Source organism: Enterobacter genomosp. S (assembly GCF_001631805.1).
Classification (GTDB): Bacteria; Pseudomonadota; Gammaproteobacteria; order Enterobacterales; family Enterobacteriaceae; genus Enterobacter; species Enterobacter quasihormaechei.
The window spans coordinates 62,159-77,025 of the sequence record NZ_LVVA01000023.1 but is presented as its reverse complement, the minus strand read 5'-3'; the positions used below and the strand labels follow the sequence as shown (position 1 = coordinate 77,025).

General features: G+C 58.8%; 17 protein-coding genes. 5 read left to right on the top strand and 12 right to left on the bottom strand.

Translation table 11 applies throughout. The features are described from left to right. Window positions 1-99: 99 nt before the first annotated feature. The 8 genes from A3466_RS20135 to A3466_RS20105 all read right to left on the bottom strand — a co-directional run bounded on the left by A3466_RS20135 (window position 100) and on the right by A3466_RS20105 (window position 6,631). Window positions 100-1,410, bottom strand: coding sequence for an MFS transporter (locus A3466_RS20135; protein WP_063452071.1), 1,311 nt, complete (start codon window positions 1,408-1,410; stop codon window positions 100-102). Then, window positions 1,403-2,908, bottom strand: a complete 1,506-nt coding sequence (gene uhpB, locus A3466_RS20130; RefSeq protein ID WP_063452070.1) for a signal transduction histidine-protein kinase/phosphatase UhpB — start codon at window positions 2,906-2,908, stop codon at window positions 1,403-1,405. The genes A3466_RS20135 and uhpB overlap by 8 nt, the downstream gene beginning before the upstream one ends. Beyond that, window positions 2,905-3,498 carry a transcriptional regulator UhpA gene (uhpA, locus tag A3466_RS20125; RefSeq protein ID WP_063452069.1) on the bottom strand — a complete coding sequence of 198 codons (594 nt, stop codon included), beginning with the start codon at window positions 3,496-3,498 and terminating at the stop codon, window positions 2,905-2,907. Before uhpA ends, uhpB begins: the two co-directional genes overlap by 4 nt. Window positions 3,499-3,569: 71 nt before the next feature. Then, the gene (gene ilvN / locus A3466_RS20120) at window positions 3,570-3,857 is read right to left on the bottom strand and encodes an acetolactate synthase small subunit (protein WP_006808802.1); all 288 of its coding nucleotides are present in this window, start codon (window positions 3,855-3,857) and stop codon (window positions 3,570-3,572) included. A 3-nt stretch (window positions 3,858-3,860) separates the two neighbouring features. Continuing rightward, a complete protein-coding gene (gene ilvB, locus A3466_RS20115; protein WP_063452068.1) occupies window positions 3,861-5,549 on the bottom strand; it encodes an acetolactate synthase large subunit in 1,689 nt (562 codons plus the stop codon). Between the two features lie 106 nt (window positions 5,550-5,655). Then, the gene (gene ivbL / locus A3466_RS23260; RefSeq protein WP_057979964.1) at window positions 5,656-5,754 is read right to left on the bottom strand and encodes an ilvB operon leader peptide IvbL; all 99 of its coding nucleotides are present in this window, start codon (window positions 5,752-5,754) and stop codon (window positions 5,656-5,658) included. A 146-nt stretch (window positions 5,755-5,900) separates the two neighbouring features. Continuing rightward, window positions 5,901-6,317, bottom strand: coding sequence for a helix-turn-helix domain-containing protein (locus A3466_RS20110; protein ID WP_063452214.1), 417 nt, complete (start codon window positions 6,315-6,317; stop codon window positions 5,901-5,903). Next, window positions 6,317-6,631, bottom strand: coding sequence for a type II toxin-antitoxin system HigB family toxin (locus tag A3466_RS20105; RefSeq protein WP_063452067.1), 315 nt, complete (start codon window positions 6,629-6,631; stop codon window positions 6,317-6,319). Before A3466_RS20105 ends, A3466_RS20110 begins: the two co-directional genes overlap by 1 nt. Window positions 6,632-7,117: 486 nt before the next feature. On the opposite strand from A3466_RS20105, the gene tisB reads away from it, so the two are divergent. The 4 genes from tisB (at window position 7,118) to emrD (ending at window position 9,974) form a co-directional block, all read left to right on the top strand. Next, the gene (gene tisB / locus A3466_RS22665; RefSeq protein ID WP_045260836.1) at window positions 7,118-7,207 is read left to right on the top strand and encodes a type I toxin-antitoxin system toxin TisB; all 90 of its coding nucleotides are present in this window, start codon (window positions 7,118-7,120) and stop codon (window positions 7,205-7,207) included. Window positions 7,208-7,271: 64 nt separating this feature from the next. Then, window positions 7,272-7,718 carry a GNAT family N-acetyltransferase gene (locus A3466_RS20095; RefSeq protein ID WP_063452065.1) on the top strand — a complete coding sequence of 149 codons (447 nt, stop codon included), beginning with the start codon at window positions 7,272-7,274 and terminating at the stop codon, window positions 7,716-7,718. Between the two features lie 62 nt (window positions 7,719-7,780). Continuing rightward, entirely contained in the window at window positions 7,781-8,614 is an 834-nt protein-coding gene (locus tag A3466_RS20090) for a DMT family transporter (protein WP_063452064.1), read from the top strand. A gap of 175 nt (window positions 8,615-8,789) precedes the next feature. After that, window positions 8,790-9,974 carry a multidrug efflux MFS transporter EmrD gene (emrD, locus tag A3466_RS20085; protein ID WP_063452213.1) on the top strand — a complete coding sequence of 395 codons (1,185 nt, stop codon included), beginning with the start codon at window positions 8,790-8,792 and terminating at the stop codon, window positions 9,972-9,974. On the opposite strand, the gene A3466_RS20080 is transcribed toward emrD, so the two are convergent. Beyond that, window positions 9,877-10,965, bottom strand: coding sequence for a cellulase family glycosylhydrolase (locus tag A3466_RS20080; RefSeq protein ID WP_063452063.1), 1,089 nt, complete (start codon window positions 10,963-10,965; stop codon window positions 9,877-9,879). The genes emrD and A3466_RS20080 overlap by 98 nt on opposite strands. Window positions 10,966-11,062: 97 nt before the next feature. Between A3466_RS20080 and dsdA the strand changes: the two genes are divergently transcribed. Next, the gene (dsdA, locus tag A3466_RS20075) at window positions 11,063-12,349 is read left to right on the top strand and encodes a D-serine ammonia-lyase (protein WP_063452062.1); all 1,287 of its coding nucleotides are present in this window, start codon (window positions 11,063-11,065) and stop codon (window positions 12,347-12,349) included. 32 nt (window positions 12,350-12,381) lie between these two features. Here the strand turns inward: dsdA and A3466_RS20070 are convergent, their stop codons facing one another. From A3466_RS20070 to A3466_RS20060, 3 genes are all read right to left on the bottom strand, one after another. Next, the gene (locus A3466_RS20070) at window positions 12,382-12,729 is read right to left on the bottom strand and encodes a DUF202 domain-containing protein (RefSeq protein WP_063452061.1); all 348 of its coding nucleotides are present in this window, start codon (window positions 12,727-12,729) and stop codon (window positions 12,382-12,384) included. Beyond that, window positions 12,719-13,066 (bottom strand): YidH family protein, encoded by a 348-nt coding sequence (locus A3466_RS20065; RefSeq protein ID WP_063452060.1) that lies wholly within the window; start codon window positions 13,064-13,066, stop codon window positions 12,719-12,721. The genes A3466_RS20070 and A3466_RS20065 overlap by 11 nt, the downstream gene beginning before the upstream one ends. Window positions 13,067-13,158: 92 nt before the next feature. Beyond that, window positions 13,159-14,811: a putative transporter gene (locus A3466_RS20060; RefSeq protein WP_063452059.1), complete on the bottom strand. Its 1,653-nt coding sequence runs from the start codon at window positions 14,809-14,811 to the stop codon at window positions 13,159-13,161. Window positions 14,812-14,867 lie beyond the last annotated feature (56 nt).

Here is a 14,867-nt window from a genome sequence, read left to right as displayed (position 1 = left end):
TTGTAAAAATCAGCCGGGAGAGATGCCTGAGACAGCGTCCAGGTGAAACCGGGAAAATTTCCTAGTTTTGTGCCACTCGGCAACAAAAGGTGAGGCGCGTCACGCTTCGCGCGGCGCCTGGGCGTGCAAAAACGGCAGCAGCAGCAGGGCCGAGATGCCCGCCGCGATGGCGATCGCCGCGAAGAATCCGCTCCAGTGCCAGATGTCGATCACCCGCGCCAGCGGCCAGCCGGAGAGCGACGCGCCGAGGTAGGCAAACAGCCCGACAAAGCCCGTCGCCGCGCCTGCCGCCTCTTTGTGCGAGCACTCCGCCGCCGCCATGCCGATCAGCATCTGCGGGCCAAAGACAAAAAAGCCGATGGTGAAGAAGCACGCCGCCTGCATGACGTAGCTGGCGAACGGCATAAGCCACAGCGAGCCCACGGAGAGTAAAATCCCGGCGGCAAAAATCAGGTTCATCGGGCCGCGGTTGCCGTTGAACAGCTTGTCCGATCCCCAGCCCGCCACCAGCGCGCCGATAAACCCGCCCAGCTCGAACATCGTCACCGCCGAATTAGCGGTGACCAGATCCACACCCAGCGTCTCGGACATGTACAGGTTGCCCCAGTCGTTGATGGCCGCGCGCACCACGTAGACCAGCACGTAGCAGAGGGACAGCAGCCAGATGTACGGATTTTTCAGCACGTACTTGGTGAGGATCTCCTGGCGGGACAGCCCGGCGCCCTCCTGCTGCTGGGCGATCTCCATCTCGTCGTGCCGCCAGTCGCCCACCGCAGGCAGGCCGACGGTTTGCGGCCTGTCGCGCAGGCGCCAGCAAAGGAACAGCCCGGCGACAATCGCGAGGGCACCGGCAATCATCATCCCCGTGCGCCAGCCGTAGTGCAGCGCTGCGGCTCCCACCACCATCGGGATCAGCGCCCCGCCAACGTTATGCGCGGTGTTCCAGATTGCCCACCAGCCGCCGCGCTCGTTGCGCGAGTACCAGGCGGTGAGCAGGCGGGCGCAGACCGGCGCGCCCCAGCCCTGGAAAAAGGCGTTCAGCGCCCACAGCAGGGCGAAGGCCCACAGCGAGGTGGAGAAGCCGAACAGGATGTTCACCACGCCGGTGGCGATCAGCCCAACGCCCATAAAATAGCGCGCGTTGGAGCGGTCGCTGACGATGCCGGAGAAGAACTTCGACAGCCCGTAGCTGATGTAAAACAGCGTCGCCAGCAGGCCGATATCGGTGCGCGTCATCACGCCGCTGGCGAGGATTTCCGGCGCGGCGGCGTTGAAGCTTTTGCGGGTGAAGTAGAACAGGGCGTAGCCAAGCCAGATGGTGATCAGGATATGGCGACGCCAATAGCGGTAGCGGGCGTCGATTTCCGCCTTGTCGCGCAACGGAGCCGCGCTGGTTGGGGTTTTAAACATGATACGTCCTTAACGGCAGGCTAACGCTGACGCGCGTCCCGTGAGTGCAGGAAAGGTTCAGCGTGCCGCCCAGCGCCTTGACGCGCTCGCGCATCCCCGCCAGGCCAAACCCCTGCTGACCGGAGCCCGGCGGCAGGCCGCAGCCGTCGTCGTCAATCACCAGCATCAGCCGCTCGTCCTGCTGCCAGCCCTGGATCGTCACCGCGCTGGCATTGGCGTGTTTGACGATGTTGTTCAGCCCTTCCTGACAGACGCGAAACAGCGTCACGCGCTGGCCTTCGCTCAGCGCAGGTTCGTTAATACGCCAGTCGAGATGGCTGACAATGCCGCGGCTTTCGAGCTCCATTTCACGCATCAGGGAGCGTATCGCCTGCTCCAGCGACAGGTCATCAAGCTGGCGCGGACGCAGCCGTCCCAGCAAGCGGCGAACGGCGTCATAGATGCCCAGCGAAAGCTGTTCGATATGCGCCCCGCCCTGCTTCACGCCCGCGTTATCCGCCGCCAGACGCTGGACGATGCCCGCCTGCGTGCGGATGGCGGTTATGGTCTGGCCGATATCATCGTGCAGCTCGCGAGCCACTTCCTGACGCACGCTCTCCTCGGTTTCCAGCAGACGCTCCGCCAGACGTCGGTTGCGCGCCAGCTCGGCTTGCAGGGACTGGTTCAGCTCGCGAAGACGCTGAATGCCCGCCCCGAGCAGCAGCCCGGTCAGGCTCTGGGCCAGCAGCGAGAGCAGCAGATCCACCGGATGATCGTGCCAGGTCTGGCTGGCGATCAGCGCGATGGCATTCATCAGCGTGGCAATCAGCGCCCCCTGCCAGCCGTAGTGCCAGGCAAGGGCGATGATCGGCAGCGCCAGACAAAACGGCGTAAAGCGCGATAATTCAGCGGGCAGACCAAGCTGTAGCCACAGGCTCACGACAAACAGCAGCAGATACCAGATCAGGTGCCGGGCGCGCCAGTTCACTGGCTGGGAAACCAGCGCCGGGCCGAGCGGCTGCCAGACGGTGCTGGTGAGGTAATGCCAGATCACAAGGCAGGTCGGGGCCAGCGTCAGGCCGCCGGTCAGGGTCAGCAGCAGGGCGTTGAGCACCTCCTTTTCGCCTAACCACGGCAGTGACTGCAACAGCGCGGCGGCAATCAGCGCCGCCCCCTGACGCAGCAGCGTCCGCCAGTCGCGCTGGTGGCGGTAGCGGGAAATCAGGGCAACGGGGAGAAGCGTGAGCAGGCTTCCGGTCATCAATAAGGGAAGATGCGCGAGGGCCACCTCCTGCGCCAGCCAGATCAGCATTAGCCACTCCGCGCCGAGCAAAACGGGCCAGTATCCGCGCGGGCACTGGAGCATTAATCCCAGACGCAGGCCGAAGGGAAACAGCAGCACTGCCAGCTCCGGACGCTCCACCAGATGCAAGCTGATGCTCCACAGGCAAAACCATGCGGCGGAGAAAATAAAAAAGCTGGCAGCGACGGCGATCAGCCGTGAAAAAGCGGAACTCATTGCCAGCTGTCGAACATGCGGCGCGCCAGCTCAACGTCGTTGCTGACGTTGAGTTTTTCCATCAGGTTGGCGCGGTGGACGTGCACGGTTTTCGGCGACAGATCCAGCTCGGCGGCAATCTCTTTCACCGACATGCCCTGGGCAAGCTTCTCCGCCACCTGGCGCTCGCGTCTGGTGAGCGGATCCTGCCGTCCAGCCGCCAGCTTGATGGCGATATCCGGCGTCAGGAAGCAGCCGCCGGTGGAGACGGTGCGCACGGCGGCGATCAGCTCGTCCGGGCTACAGCGTTTAGAGAGGAAGCCGCGCGCGCCCGCGTTGAGCGCCTGCTCGACCAGCGCCGGGCTGTCGTGAACCGAGAGCATGATCGTCGCCATCCCTTTCGGCAGCTGGCTCAACAGCTCCAGCCCGGAGAGATCCGGCATCGAGATGTCGCAGATACAGACCTGTACCCCGCGCCCCGGCAGGCCCGCCAGCGCCTCGCGCCCGGAGCCAAACTCGGCCACGACCTGAAAATCAGGTTCGAGGTTGAGAAGCTGGGCGAAGCCGGAGCGGACGATAAGGTGGTCGTCGATGAGAGCGATGGTGGTCATGTGTGTTCCTGCGGTCTGAAATGCCGGATGACGCTGCGCTTATCCGGCAAAAGCCTCTTACCTTAAGTGATTTACTCGAAAAACACCGCAATTTTGTTAAACATGGTGGGATCGGACTGGTTGCGCGCCACTTTGGTGACGTCCTCCAGCTTGTCGATCTGCGCCATCATCTGCTCCAGACGCTGGTCGTCGTTCACCAGCAGCCAGATGCGGCTGTGCTCGCTGCCCTGAATCGGCAGACACAAAATACCTTCGACGTTAAACGCCCGACGGGCAAACAGCCCGCAGACGTGGGTCATTACGCCGGGATGGTTGCGGACGGTGAGTTCCAGAATGACGTTTTCATGTTGTTTCTGCATGGCTTATTCCCCCACCATCTCAGTATTGGCCGCACCCGGCGGCACCATCGGATACACTTTTTGCTGTGCGTCGATACGCACGTGGATCAGTGCCGGGCCCGGACGAGCAATCGCCTCCTGCAACGCCGCGTGGGCATCGTCTTCGGCGTTCAGATCACAGGTGTGCAGGCCAAAACCGGCGGCAATCTGCATGAAGTTGATCGTCCCCGGATAGGTCGCAGCAAACACGCCCTGTTTGTAGAACAGGCTCTGCTGCTGGTGCACCAGGCCCAGCGCCTCGTTGTTCATCAGGATAATTTTGACGTCCAGCTGGTTTTCGGCCGCGGTCGCCATTTCCTGAATGTTCATCATCAGGCTGCCGTCGCCGGAGAAGCAGATGACCTTGCGGTCCGGGTTGGCGAGCGCCGCGCCTACCGCCGCCGGCAGGCCGAAGCCCATGGTGCCGAGGCCGCCGGAGGTCAGCCACTGGCGCGGGCGGTTCAGCGGATAGGCCTGCGCGGTCCACATCTGGTGCTGGCCGACGTCGGTAGTGATGATCGCGCTGTCGTCCACGCAGGCAGCCACGGCGTTGATCAGCCCGTAGTGGCTCAGCGGGTCGCCCTCAACTGGGATGGCGCCCGGGAACTCGCGTTGCAGATCGGCCACCAGCTGGCGCCAGTCGGCCCGGTCAGCTGCGTTCGTCTGCGGGATCAGCTGCGCCAGCACTTCGGCCACGTCGCCCTGAATCGCCACGTGCGGCTGCTTGATTTTACCCAGCTCGGCGCGGTCGATATCCACATGAATAATGTTAGCGTTCGGGCAGAACTCCTCGGTTTTGCCAATCGCCCGGTCATCAAAACGTGCACCCATAACAATCAGCAAATCTGCCTCTTGCAGGATGTAGTTGGTGCTGCGCGCGCCGTGCATGCCCAGCATTCCTAAAGACAATGGGTGCGCTTTGGGCAGTATGCCCAGCGCCATCAGGGTCATCGTGGTCGGCAGGTTGGCTTTTTCCGCGAACGCACGGATGTCATTCGCGGCGTTAATCGCCCCGCCGCCCAGATAGAGCACCGGGCGTTTGGCGGCGTTAATCATGGCGGCGGCGTCGCGCACGCTCTCAGCGCTGCATTCCGGCGCGGGGGCACGCTCGCCCGGCTCGGGTAACACGTCGATCTCGATCTCTGCGGTCTGTACGTCCTTAGGAATGTCTATCCACACCGGACCCGGGCGGCCAGACTGCGCAATGCGGAACGCATCGCTGATCACCTGAGGCAGCTCGCTGATATCGCGAACTAAATAGTTATGTTTGGTGATGGGGATAGAGATGCCGTAGGTGTCCACTTCCTGGAACGCATCGGTGCCGATCATCGAAGACGGGACCTGGCCGGTAATGCAGATCAGCGGAATGGAGTCGAGACGCGCGTCGGCGATGGCGGTCACCAGGTTAGTAGCGCCCGGCCCGCTACAGGCCATACACACCGCCGGTTTGCCCTGGGTACGCGCCATGCCCTGAGCGATAAAACCGGCCCCCTGCTCGTGACGCGCCAGCACGTGGCGGATCTGTGTGCTTTGGCTTAACGCATCATACAGCGGCAGAACGGTTCCACCCGGGATACCCGCAATCGTGGTGATGCCCTGTCGTTCCAGTAAATGAACAATCAACTGCGCGCCTGTGAAACGCGTCTTTGTGGATGTTGTGCCCGAACTTGCCATGCTCCAGTCCTTTTCTTCTGGGCCGACTTTCCGGGGAGGGTTCTAAACGAAAAACCCCGCCCGGTTTGCGCCGGCGGGGTTTTGGATTCGTGTGTTGATCCAGTCCCTACGGCGCATTGCCGACGACCACCACCACACGCACGACGACCACTGCGGCTGGTTGCGCAGTTTTTAGTAGGGTCGAAGTGAAGATGGATGAAGTCATTGGGGACCTGTGTTTAGAATCATTGATTGAATTTATACAAACACAGGTTTTCGGGCGTGACAATGGAAATATTTTCATCTGCGCAAAAATGCGTCAGGGATCACGTTTCGTTTGTTGGGTGATGAAACCATAAAAAGGCTTTTATCTCACTCAATAAACAGCGCAGGCGAAACGCCAAAGCGGGCCGCCAGTTTTTTTATATGGTTCAGTGTGAGCTGACGCTGCCCATTGAGTACCCTTGAAACCATTGATTTACTGCCTATTTCATCCTGAAAATCCGAAATAGTGAGTTTGTGCTGATCCATAAGCGTTCTTAACACCGCAATCCCCACGGGAACAGATTCCATCTCCTGGCGTAGCGCGACAATTTCAGGCCGGTTTGCTTCGTAGCGGCTGATTCTCGCACATACAATATCCAGTAAAGGGCTGCCAGGTTCATGCATGAGCAGATACTCAACCAGCTCAAGTGCGTCCTGGTAATCCTTCTCGTTAGGATGTTCACCCAGCAGAGGAACAGCCGCAACAAGGTCATGCGTAGCTTTTAGTGCATCAGCAACGATCATCATTTCTTCCCCTTAGTGCGATGTTTCTCCGTAAAACGGTCATATTCCTTATGAGTAAAAACATGGCGCACATAAAACTTTTGGCTTTCAAAGAAAATGAGAGCCACTACTCTGAGATTGTTATTTGCAATATCAATAACATAATGCTTATCGAGATACTTGAAGTTATCCAGCGTTGGAAACAGTTTTCTTAGCGCAGCAGGCGTCGGGCAATGGCTTTTTTCGATAACTCTTCCCAAAAAGAGAAGTTCATCCCTGTATTGTGGAAACTGGCTTACCGCCTCACAAATTGCCTTCATTGAGATTAAATGCATACTGCATGCCTGCCGCGTCCGTTGCCATAATGGCAACAATAACATGCATTGCCAATATGTCAACGCCCGTCAATTTTTTGTCTAACCTCAGAAAACAAAAACCCCGCCTAAGCGAGGTTTTTTTCAGGGTTTTGCGGTTGGTCGCCGCAGAACACACTGTGTTACGTCAACGCGAAAAGTATACGCGATCGAAGACGAACGCGCAATTCCGGCACGGATTTTGACGTTTTTGAGTATGGATCGCCTTCCAAATTTTGTCCATAAAATACTGTTCATGCATACAGTATTTATCTATACTGAGGGTGTTCGCAGTGAGCGAGGGGGCCGCAGTTTACCGGCGCAACGAAGTCCTGGCTGAAACGGGTGGTGCCGTCAGTGCCTTAACCCCTGAAGTGAGCACACTGTGTTACGTCAATCCAGGTGCTGGCCACAGGCGGCGGAAAGGTACGCCAGCATCGTGCTCCTTTTAACCAAAAGGAGACGCGTATGAGCGTAGTGGATATGGTGATACTTATCCTCAAACTCATTGTTGCAGTACTGCAACTGCTTGATGCTGTCCTGAAATACGTTCGGTAATTCAGGTTCAAGTCGCACCTGAGAGGGGCGGGCAACCGCCCCTCTTTAATAACGAGGGAATGCTATGTCGCGTCTGTTAATTGAGCCTGTTACACCTGATGAGCCGGGCTATATCGCCCTGAAGGCCGAGAGTATCGCGTTGAATTTCAACATGCTGCGCAGGCTGGAAGAGAACTGGCAGCGGGGTGAAAACCGCTTTAATGCCCCGGGCGAAAAGCTGCTGGGGGCGTTTCTTAACGGCAAGCTGGTGGGCGTGTGCGGTCTTAATCGCGATCCGTTCAGCCAGCAGCCGCGCGCCGGACGTATTCGTCATCTCTATGTCAGCGAAAAGTGCCGCGGGCTGGGCATTGGAAAGCAGCTTTTGACCGTGGTGATGGCGGATGCCAGCATCTGGTTTGATTTTCTTAATACCCATGCGCCGGAAACCGCGTACGGATTTTATCATCGGGCGGGCTTCAGGCTGGTGTCAGACGAACCCCGGGTCACGCACCGCATTTTTTGCGCAGTGTAAGCGTCTGGCAGCATCGAAGGGTGAATGTTACAGTTGGATGACATTTCACCATTTGAAACGCCATGACCATCACCGTTTTCTGCATTTTACTGTTTGCCGCACTGCTGCATGCCAGCTGGAACGCCATCGTTAAGGCCGGAACGGACAAGCTCTACTCTGCGATCGGCGTTAGCGGTTCAGCCGCGCTTATTGCCCTGATTTTACTGCCTTTCTCTCCCCAGCCGACGGCTGCAAGCTGGCCCTATTTGTTCGTTTCCTGCGCGTTACAGGTGGTGTATACGGTACTGGTGGCAAAAACCTATCAGGTCTCGGACATGAGCCAGACCTATCCGCTGATGCGCGGTACCGCCCCGCTGCTGGTGGCGCTGATCAGCGTGCTGGCGCTTGGCGACCACCTCTCCTGGCTCGCCTGGTCCGGTATCGGCGTCATTTGCCTGTCAATTCTGGCGATGGCGATGAATGGCCGCATGCAGTCGCGCAAGGGGATCTGGCTGGCGCTGCTTAACGCCTGTTTTATCGCCGGGTATACGCTGGTGGACGGCACCGGCGTGCGGTTATCAGAGTCGGCGCTGGGCTACACGCTCTGGACCTTCTTCATGAACGGCTTCTGCCTGCTGAGCTGGGCGATGGTAGCCCGCCGCCGTGAAGCGTCAGCCTATCTGCGCCTGCACTGGAAAAAGGGGCTGCTCGGCGGCGTCGGGACGATGGGATCTTACGGGCTGGCACTCTGGGCGATGACGCAGGCGCCGCTGGCGGTGGTCGCGGCACTGCGTGAAACCTCGATTCTCTTCGGCGCATTAATCGCATTTGTGCTTTTAAAAGAGAAAGTTGCCGGCCTGCGCATCGCGGCGGCGCTGGGTATTGCTGCCGGTGCGGTCCTGCTGCGCCTGGCGTAATTCGCTGGCAACATTAGTTGCCGATCTTGTTTACAAATCCTGCCTTCACACCCTCTGTCATTCATCACAGTAATGCTTAAATTGTCATCTCACTGTGGTAGATTCCTCGCGCATTTATGGGAATGCGTAGTCACTTATTCTTTATTTCTCTCTTTTGGCAAAAGTATTCAGCGACATGAAAAAGCAACGGAACGTGAACTTATTGTTGATGCTGGTGTTACTGGTGGCCGTCGGGCAGATGGCGCAAACCATCTATATTCCGGCGATTGCCGATATGGCAAAAGATCTGAACGTCCGCGAAGGGGCGGTACAGAGCGTAATGGCAGCCTACCTGCTGACCTATGGCGTTTCACAGCTGGTTTATGGTCCCCTGTCCGATCGCGTCGGGCGTCGCCCGGTCATTCTGGTGGGAATGAGCATTTTCATGGTGGCGACGGTCATTGCCATCACTACCCATAGCCTGACCGTACTGATTGCCGCCAGCGCTCTCCAGGGTGTGGGTACAGGCGTCGGCGGGGTTATGGCGCGTACCCTGCCGCGAGATATGTATCAAGGCACCCAGCTCCGTCACGCCAACAGCCTGTTAAACATGGGTATTCTAGTGAGCCCGCTGCTCGCACCGCTGATCGGTGGCCTGCTGGACACCGTGTGGTCCTGGCGCGCCTGTTACGCCTTCCTGCTGGTGCTGTGCGCGATCGTCACCTTCAGCATGGCGCGCTGGATGCCGGAAACACGTCCGCAGGACGCGCCGCGCACGAAGCTTATCGCCAGCTATAAAACGCTGTTCGGCAACGGGTCGTTTACCTGTTATCTGCTGATGCTGATCGGCGGTCTGGCGGGCATTGCCGTGTTCGAAGCCTGTTCCGGCGTGCTGCTGGGCGCAGGCCTTGGCCTGAGCAGCATGGTGGTGAGTATTCTGTTTATTCTGCCGATCCCGGCGGCGTTCTTCGGCGCATGGTTCGCCGGACGTCCGAACAAACGCTTCTCAACGCTGATGTGGCAGGCCGTGATTAGCTGCCTGCTGGCCGGGCTGATGATGTGGATCCCGGGGCTGTTTGACGTGATGTCGGTCTGGACGTTGCTCATCCCGGCGGCGCTGTTCTTCTTCGGGGCGGGCATGCTGTTCCCGCTCGCCACCAGCGGCGCAATGGAGCCGTTTCCGTTCCTCGCGGGTACCGCTGGTGCCCTGGTGGGCGGTTTACAAAATATCGGTTCCGGCGCGCTCGCCTGGCTCTCCGCGATGATGCCGCAGACCGGGCAGGCTAGTTTAGGCTTGCTGATGACCCTGATGGGGCTGCTGATTTTGCTGTGCTGGCTGCCGCTGGCGTCGCGTGTCTCGCATCACGAACAGCCTGTTTAACCGCATAATGGCCCGGCTTCTCGCCGGGCTTTTCACACCCGGGCGCAATCATCGCCTGCAATAGCCGCTCTGGCGCAGGACGCCACGCCCCCTCTTCCCCGTCATAAAACTGAACATCGGCGTTTATCGCATACGGAATAGCAGCCTTTTGCAGCTCGCACGCCATAAACGTGGCAAACGCCATCTGCGAGGTGGTTGGCGTCAGGGTTTTCGACTCGCCCACACCCCAGCCACCGACCCAGCTCACGTGCCCGGTTTTTTGTTGCCAGCGCAGGGCGGCGTTGATTCGGTTGCGAATAGCCGTTTTCTCCGCCGCGGTTCCGGATGTCCACGGATATTTGCCGTTCGTTTTCAGCGGACCCCACGGGAAAATATGCCACTCTGCCAGGAGGTAATTCTGGCTGTGCGCGGGCAGCTTCAGGCTGGATAAATCCTCCGGCGCGGCGCGCAGGCGAGGTGCGATAAAAATCATGCGGCTGGCATCAATGGCGTGAATGTCTTTGATCGCTTTCTCATACACCCGGTTGAGGGAAACCATGTTGTGGTTGAGCTTGTCCGCCGGTTCGTAGATCAGGTCAAACCCCAGCAACGGCGAACGCTGACCAAAATAATGCGCCACGGCAATCCACCAATCAATCACCGCTTTTTCGGTATCCGCTTTCGGGTCGTTTTTATATTCATCGGCCTGATAAGCGACGATGGGGATGATGCCGTATTGCTCGCAGGCCTCCACCAGCTTGCGCAGGTGAATCAGTCGCGCTTCCGTGGGTTCACCCGCCACCCGAATGCGGACATGACGTATGCCTTTCGCCCGAAAATCACGGACCACCAGCGGATCAAACTCGCGGATACCGCGCTCGGTGCGGGCCCAGTCGACGTCCATCCCGACACCCAGAATCTGCGCGTAACGGGCAGCCGTCAGCGGCGGCTCAGCGGCACAGGCCCAGCCGGAAGCGATCGCTAACACGGTGACAATGAAAGGCTTTAACACGATGCCCCTTGCAAATAATCAAATGCTTTACTCTGTATTTAGCATGCTTTTTCACAATTGGTGTAGAGTCAGAACGAACTAAATTCTGAGACAGATTATGAAAACGACTGACCTTACCAGCCTCATTGACCGGTTTCCGCTGCTGGCGGATTTGATTGCCCTGAAAGAAACCACCTGGCTCAACCCGCGTACCACGACGCTGGCTGAAGGGTTGCCCTATGTCGGGCTGACCAAAGCCGACGTTGACGACGCCCACGCGCGCCTGGAACGCTTCGCGCCGTATCTGGCGAAAGCCTTCCCGGAAACGGCGGCAGCGGGAGGAATTATCGAATCTGAACTGGTCGCCATTCCGGCAATGAAAACGCGTCTGGAGCAGGAATGTGGCGTAACGATACCCGGCACGCTGCTGCTGAAAAAAGACAGCCATCTGCCGATCTCCGGCTCCATTAAAGCGCGCGGCGGCATTTATGAAGTGCTGGCTCACGCGGAAAAACTGGCGCTGGCCTCAGGCTTGCTCAAGCTGGATGACGATTACAGCATTCTGCTTGAGCCGCGCTTCAAGGACTTCTTCAGCCAGTACAGCATCGCCGTGGGCTCAACCGGCAACCTCGGGCTGTCCATCGGCATCATGAGCGCGCGCATCGGCTTTAAGGTCACGGTGCATATGTCTGCCGACGCCCGTGAATGGAAAAAAGCCAGGCTACGCAGCCACGGCGTGACCGTCGTGGAATACGAGCAGGATTACGGCGTGGCGGTGGAGCAAGGGCGCAGGGCAGCAGAAAGCGATCCGAACTGCTTCTTTATTGACGATGAGAACTCCCGCACGCTGTTCCTGGGCTATGCGGTGGCGGGCGAGCGCCTGAAAGCACAGTTTGCCGCGCAGGGGCGCGTGGTGGACGCTGAACATCCCCTAAACGTCTATCTGCCGTGCGGCGTCGGCGGCGGGCCCGGCGGCGTGGCATTTGGCCTGAAGCTGGCCTTTGGCGACAGCGTCCACTGCTTCTTCGCGGAGCCCACGCACTCACCGTGCATGCTGTTGGGTGTCTACACCGGGTTGCACGATGAGATCGCCGTGCAGGATCTGGGTATCGACAACGTGACGGCGGCAGACGGTCTGGCGGTAGGCCGCGCGTCCGGCTTCGTGGGCCGCGCGATGGAGCGTCTGCTTGACGGGTTCTTTACCCTCTCCGATCAGAGCATGTACGACCTGCTCAGCTGGCTGGCGCAGGGGGAAGACATTCGCCTGGAGCCGTCGGCGCTGGCAGGGATGGTGGGGCCGGTACGCATAAAGTCAGATGCCAACACGACGCACCTGGTCTGGGCAACCGGCGGCGGCATGGTGCCGGATGACGAGATGGCGAATTATCTGGCGAAAGGGAAGTAATTATGCCGGGCGGCGGCTGCGCCTTACCCGGCCTACAGGTGCAAAATTTGTCGAATATGGGTTACCGCAAACAGCAGCGACAGGGATAGCACGGCCAGGGCGATCAGGAACTTATCCCGCACCGCCCCTGGCTGTGCGAAATCACTGTGCGCGACGTCCATCAGGTTACGGCTTCGGGTATAGCGCCATAAAATGATGGCTACCAGCGCCAGCACAACGATGGAGATCCAGAATGGCATCCCCGTGCGGTGCCAGTTGTGCTTAATGGCAAGCGCGATCAGCGCGCCATACCCCAGCAGCGTGCGTAGCCAGGCCAGCGAGGTACGTTCCGGCTGAAGGCCGGGGTCCGTTTCCCGCCGCGCTTTGCGGCTATCCGGCATAGAACACCAGTAACATCACGATGCCAGCCACCAGCAGCAAAATCGTACTGATGATAAGCAAACCGCGTGTGTAGGGGAGATCCTGCTTCAGACGCATCGCCTTTTCGTTGCGCAGCCACCGCAGGTAGCCGTAGATCGCCAGCACGCCGGCTAACAGACACAGCAGCAGGGACAGCGCTTCGCGGATCAGCGGGGTGGCAAAATCGGGGGCGAGCTGATCAAGGCCAACGCCTGCGGCCAGAAAGCCCAGGGCAGTACGGATCCACGCTAAAAATGTACGCTCGTTAGCCAGTGAGAAGCGGTAGTCCGGCGCTTCACCGAGGCGGGAAATGTTCATGAAGGTTCCTTGTCGTACCAGAAGCAGGCTTCAGCATAGCGTAAATTAACGGGGACAAGGAGACCGGCATCGGGTGATGCCGGTCAGCGAGGCTAGCCCATCCCCCAGAACAGCACCGCCAGTAGCTGTGGGGTGATGATGCGCAGAAACATCACCAGCGGATAAACCGTGGCGTAAGACAGCGCCGCCGCGCCGCTGGTGGCGTGCAGGTTATTGGCGAACGCCAGCGCGGGCGGATCGGTCATGGAACCCGCCAGCATGCCGCACAGCGTGAGATAGTTCATTTTAGCGAACATACGCGCCAGTAATCCGACCGTTATCAGCGGGATGGCGGTAATAAATATGCCATATCCTACCCAGCTCATCCCTTCGCCGTGCACCAGGGTATCGACAAAATCGCCGCCGGATTTCAGCCCCACCACCGCCAGAAACAGCACGATGCCTAACTCCCGCAGCGCCAGGTTAGCACTCGGCGGCATAAACCAGTAGAGCTTACCGATGGAGCCGATACGCCCGAGGATCAGCGCCATAATCAGCGGCCCGCCCGCCAGACCCAGCTTCAGCGCTACCGGGAAGCCGGGCACGTACAGGGGGATGGAGCCAAGCATCACCCCGAGCCCGACACCGATAAACACCGGCAGCATCTGCACCTGCTGGAGTTTTTGCTGCGCATTTCCCACCATGCTCGCTACGGCATCAATGGATGACGGACGCCCGACCAGGTTGAGAATATCACCAAATTGCAGGCTGGCATCCTGGCTGGCCACCAGATCCACGCCGGCGCGATTAAGACGGGAGATCACCACGTCATAGCGCTCTTTAACCTGTAAATCGCGTATTTTCTTGCCCAGCACCTTCTCATTGGTCACCACCACGCGCATATCCGTTCCACGGGTTGAGAGCGAGGTATCTACCTCCTGACCAATCACCAGCCGGGCATTGTTTAAATCCGCCGGTTGCCCTACCAGATGCAGAAGATCGCCGTGTTGAATAAGGGTATCGGGTGAAGGCACCATCAGCGTGTCATCGCGTTTCAGGCGTGAACAGATAATGGTCGCGCTGTTCAGAATGGGAACATCCTGTATCGCCATATTGTTCAGGTTGGGGTTTTCGACGCGAATGTTAATGGTTTTAATGAACGCATGGCCGTTGGTCAGGGTGCTTTCATGCTCCTTCGCCTCCTGTTCAACGTTAACGCGGAACAGCACACGCACCAGCCACATCGAGAGCAAAATACCGCAAATGCCAAACGGATAGGCCATGGCGTAGCTCATCCCCATCTGATCGACGACATCAGCCGGGATACCCAAATCGCGCAGAATTTGCTGCCCCGCCCCGAGCGCAGGCGTGTTCGTGACGGCTCCGGAAAAAATACCCAGCACGACGGGCAACGGAATAGCGAAGAGTTTATGCAGGATCGCGGTGACCAGCCCACCCATCACAACAATGCCGAAAGCAAAGAGATTAAGGCGTAAACCGGAGACGCGCAGCGAAGCGAAGAAACCCGGACCCACCTGAATGCCGATAGTATACACAAAGAGGATCAGGCCAAATTCCTGAATGAAATGCAGCATATCGGCGCTGAGCACCCACCCAAGCTGGTCGGCAAAATGGCCGACAAAAATCCCGCCGAACAGCACCCCGCCGATACCAAACCCGACGCCGCGGATTTTGATATTCCCCAGCCACAGCCCGACTACCGCGACAAGGGCCAACACGCTCACGGTTAACGCGATATCACTCATGATCCACATCCTGTGTATAACCATAGTTATACTAAGGATTCTCTCAGAGCCAGCGA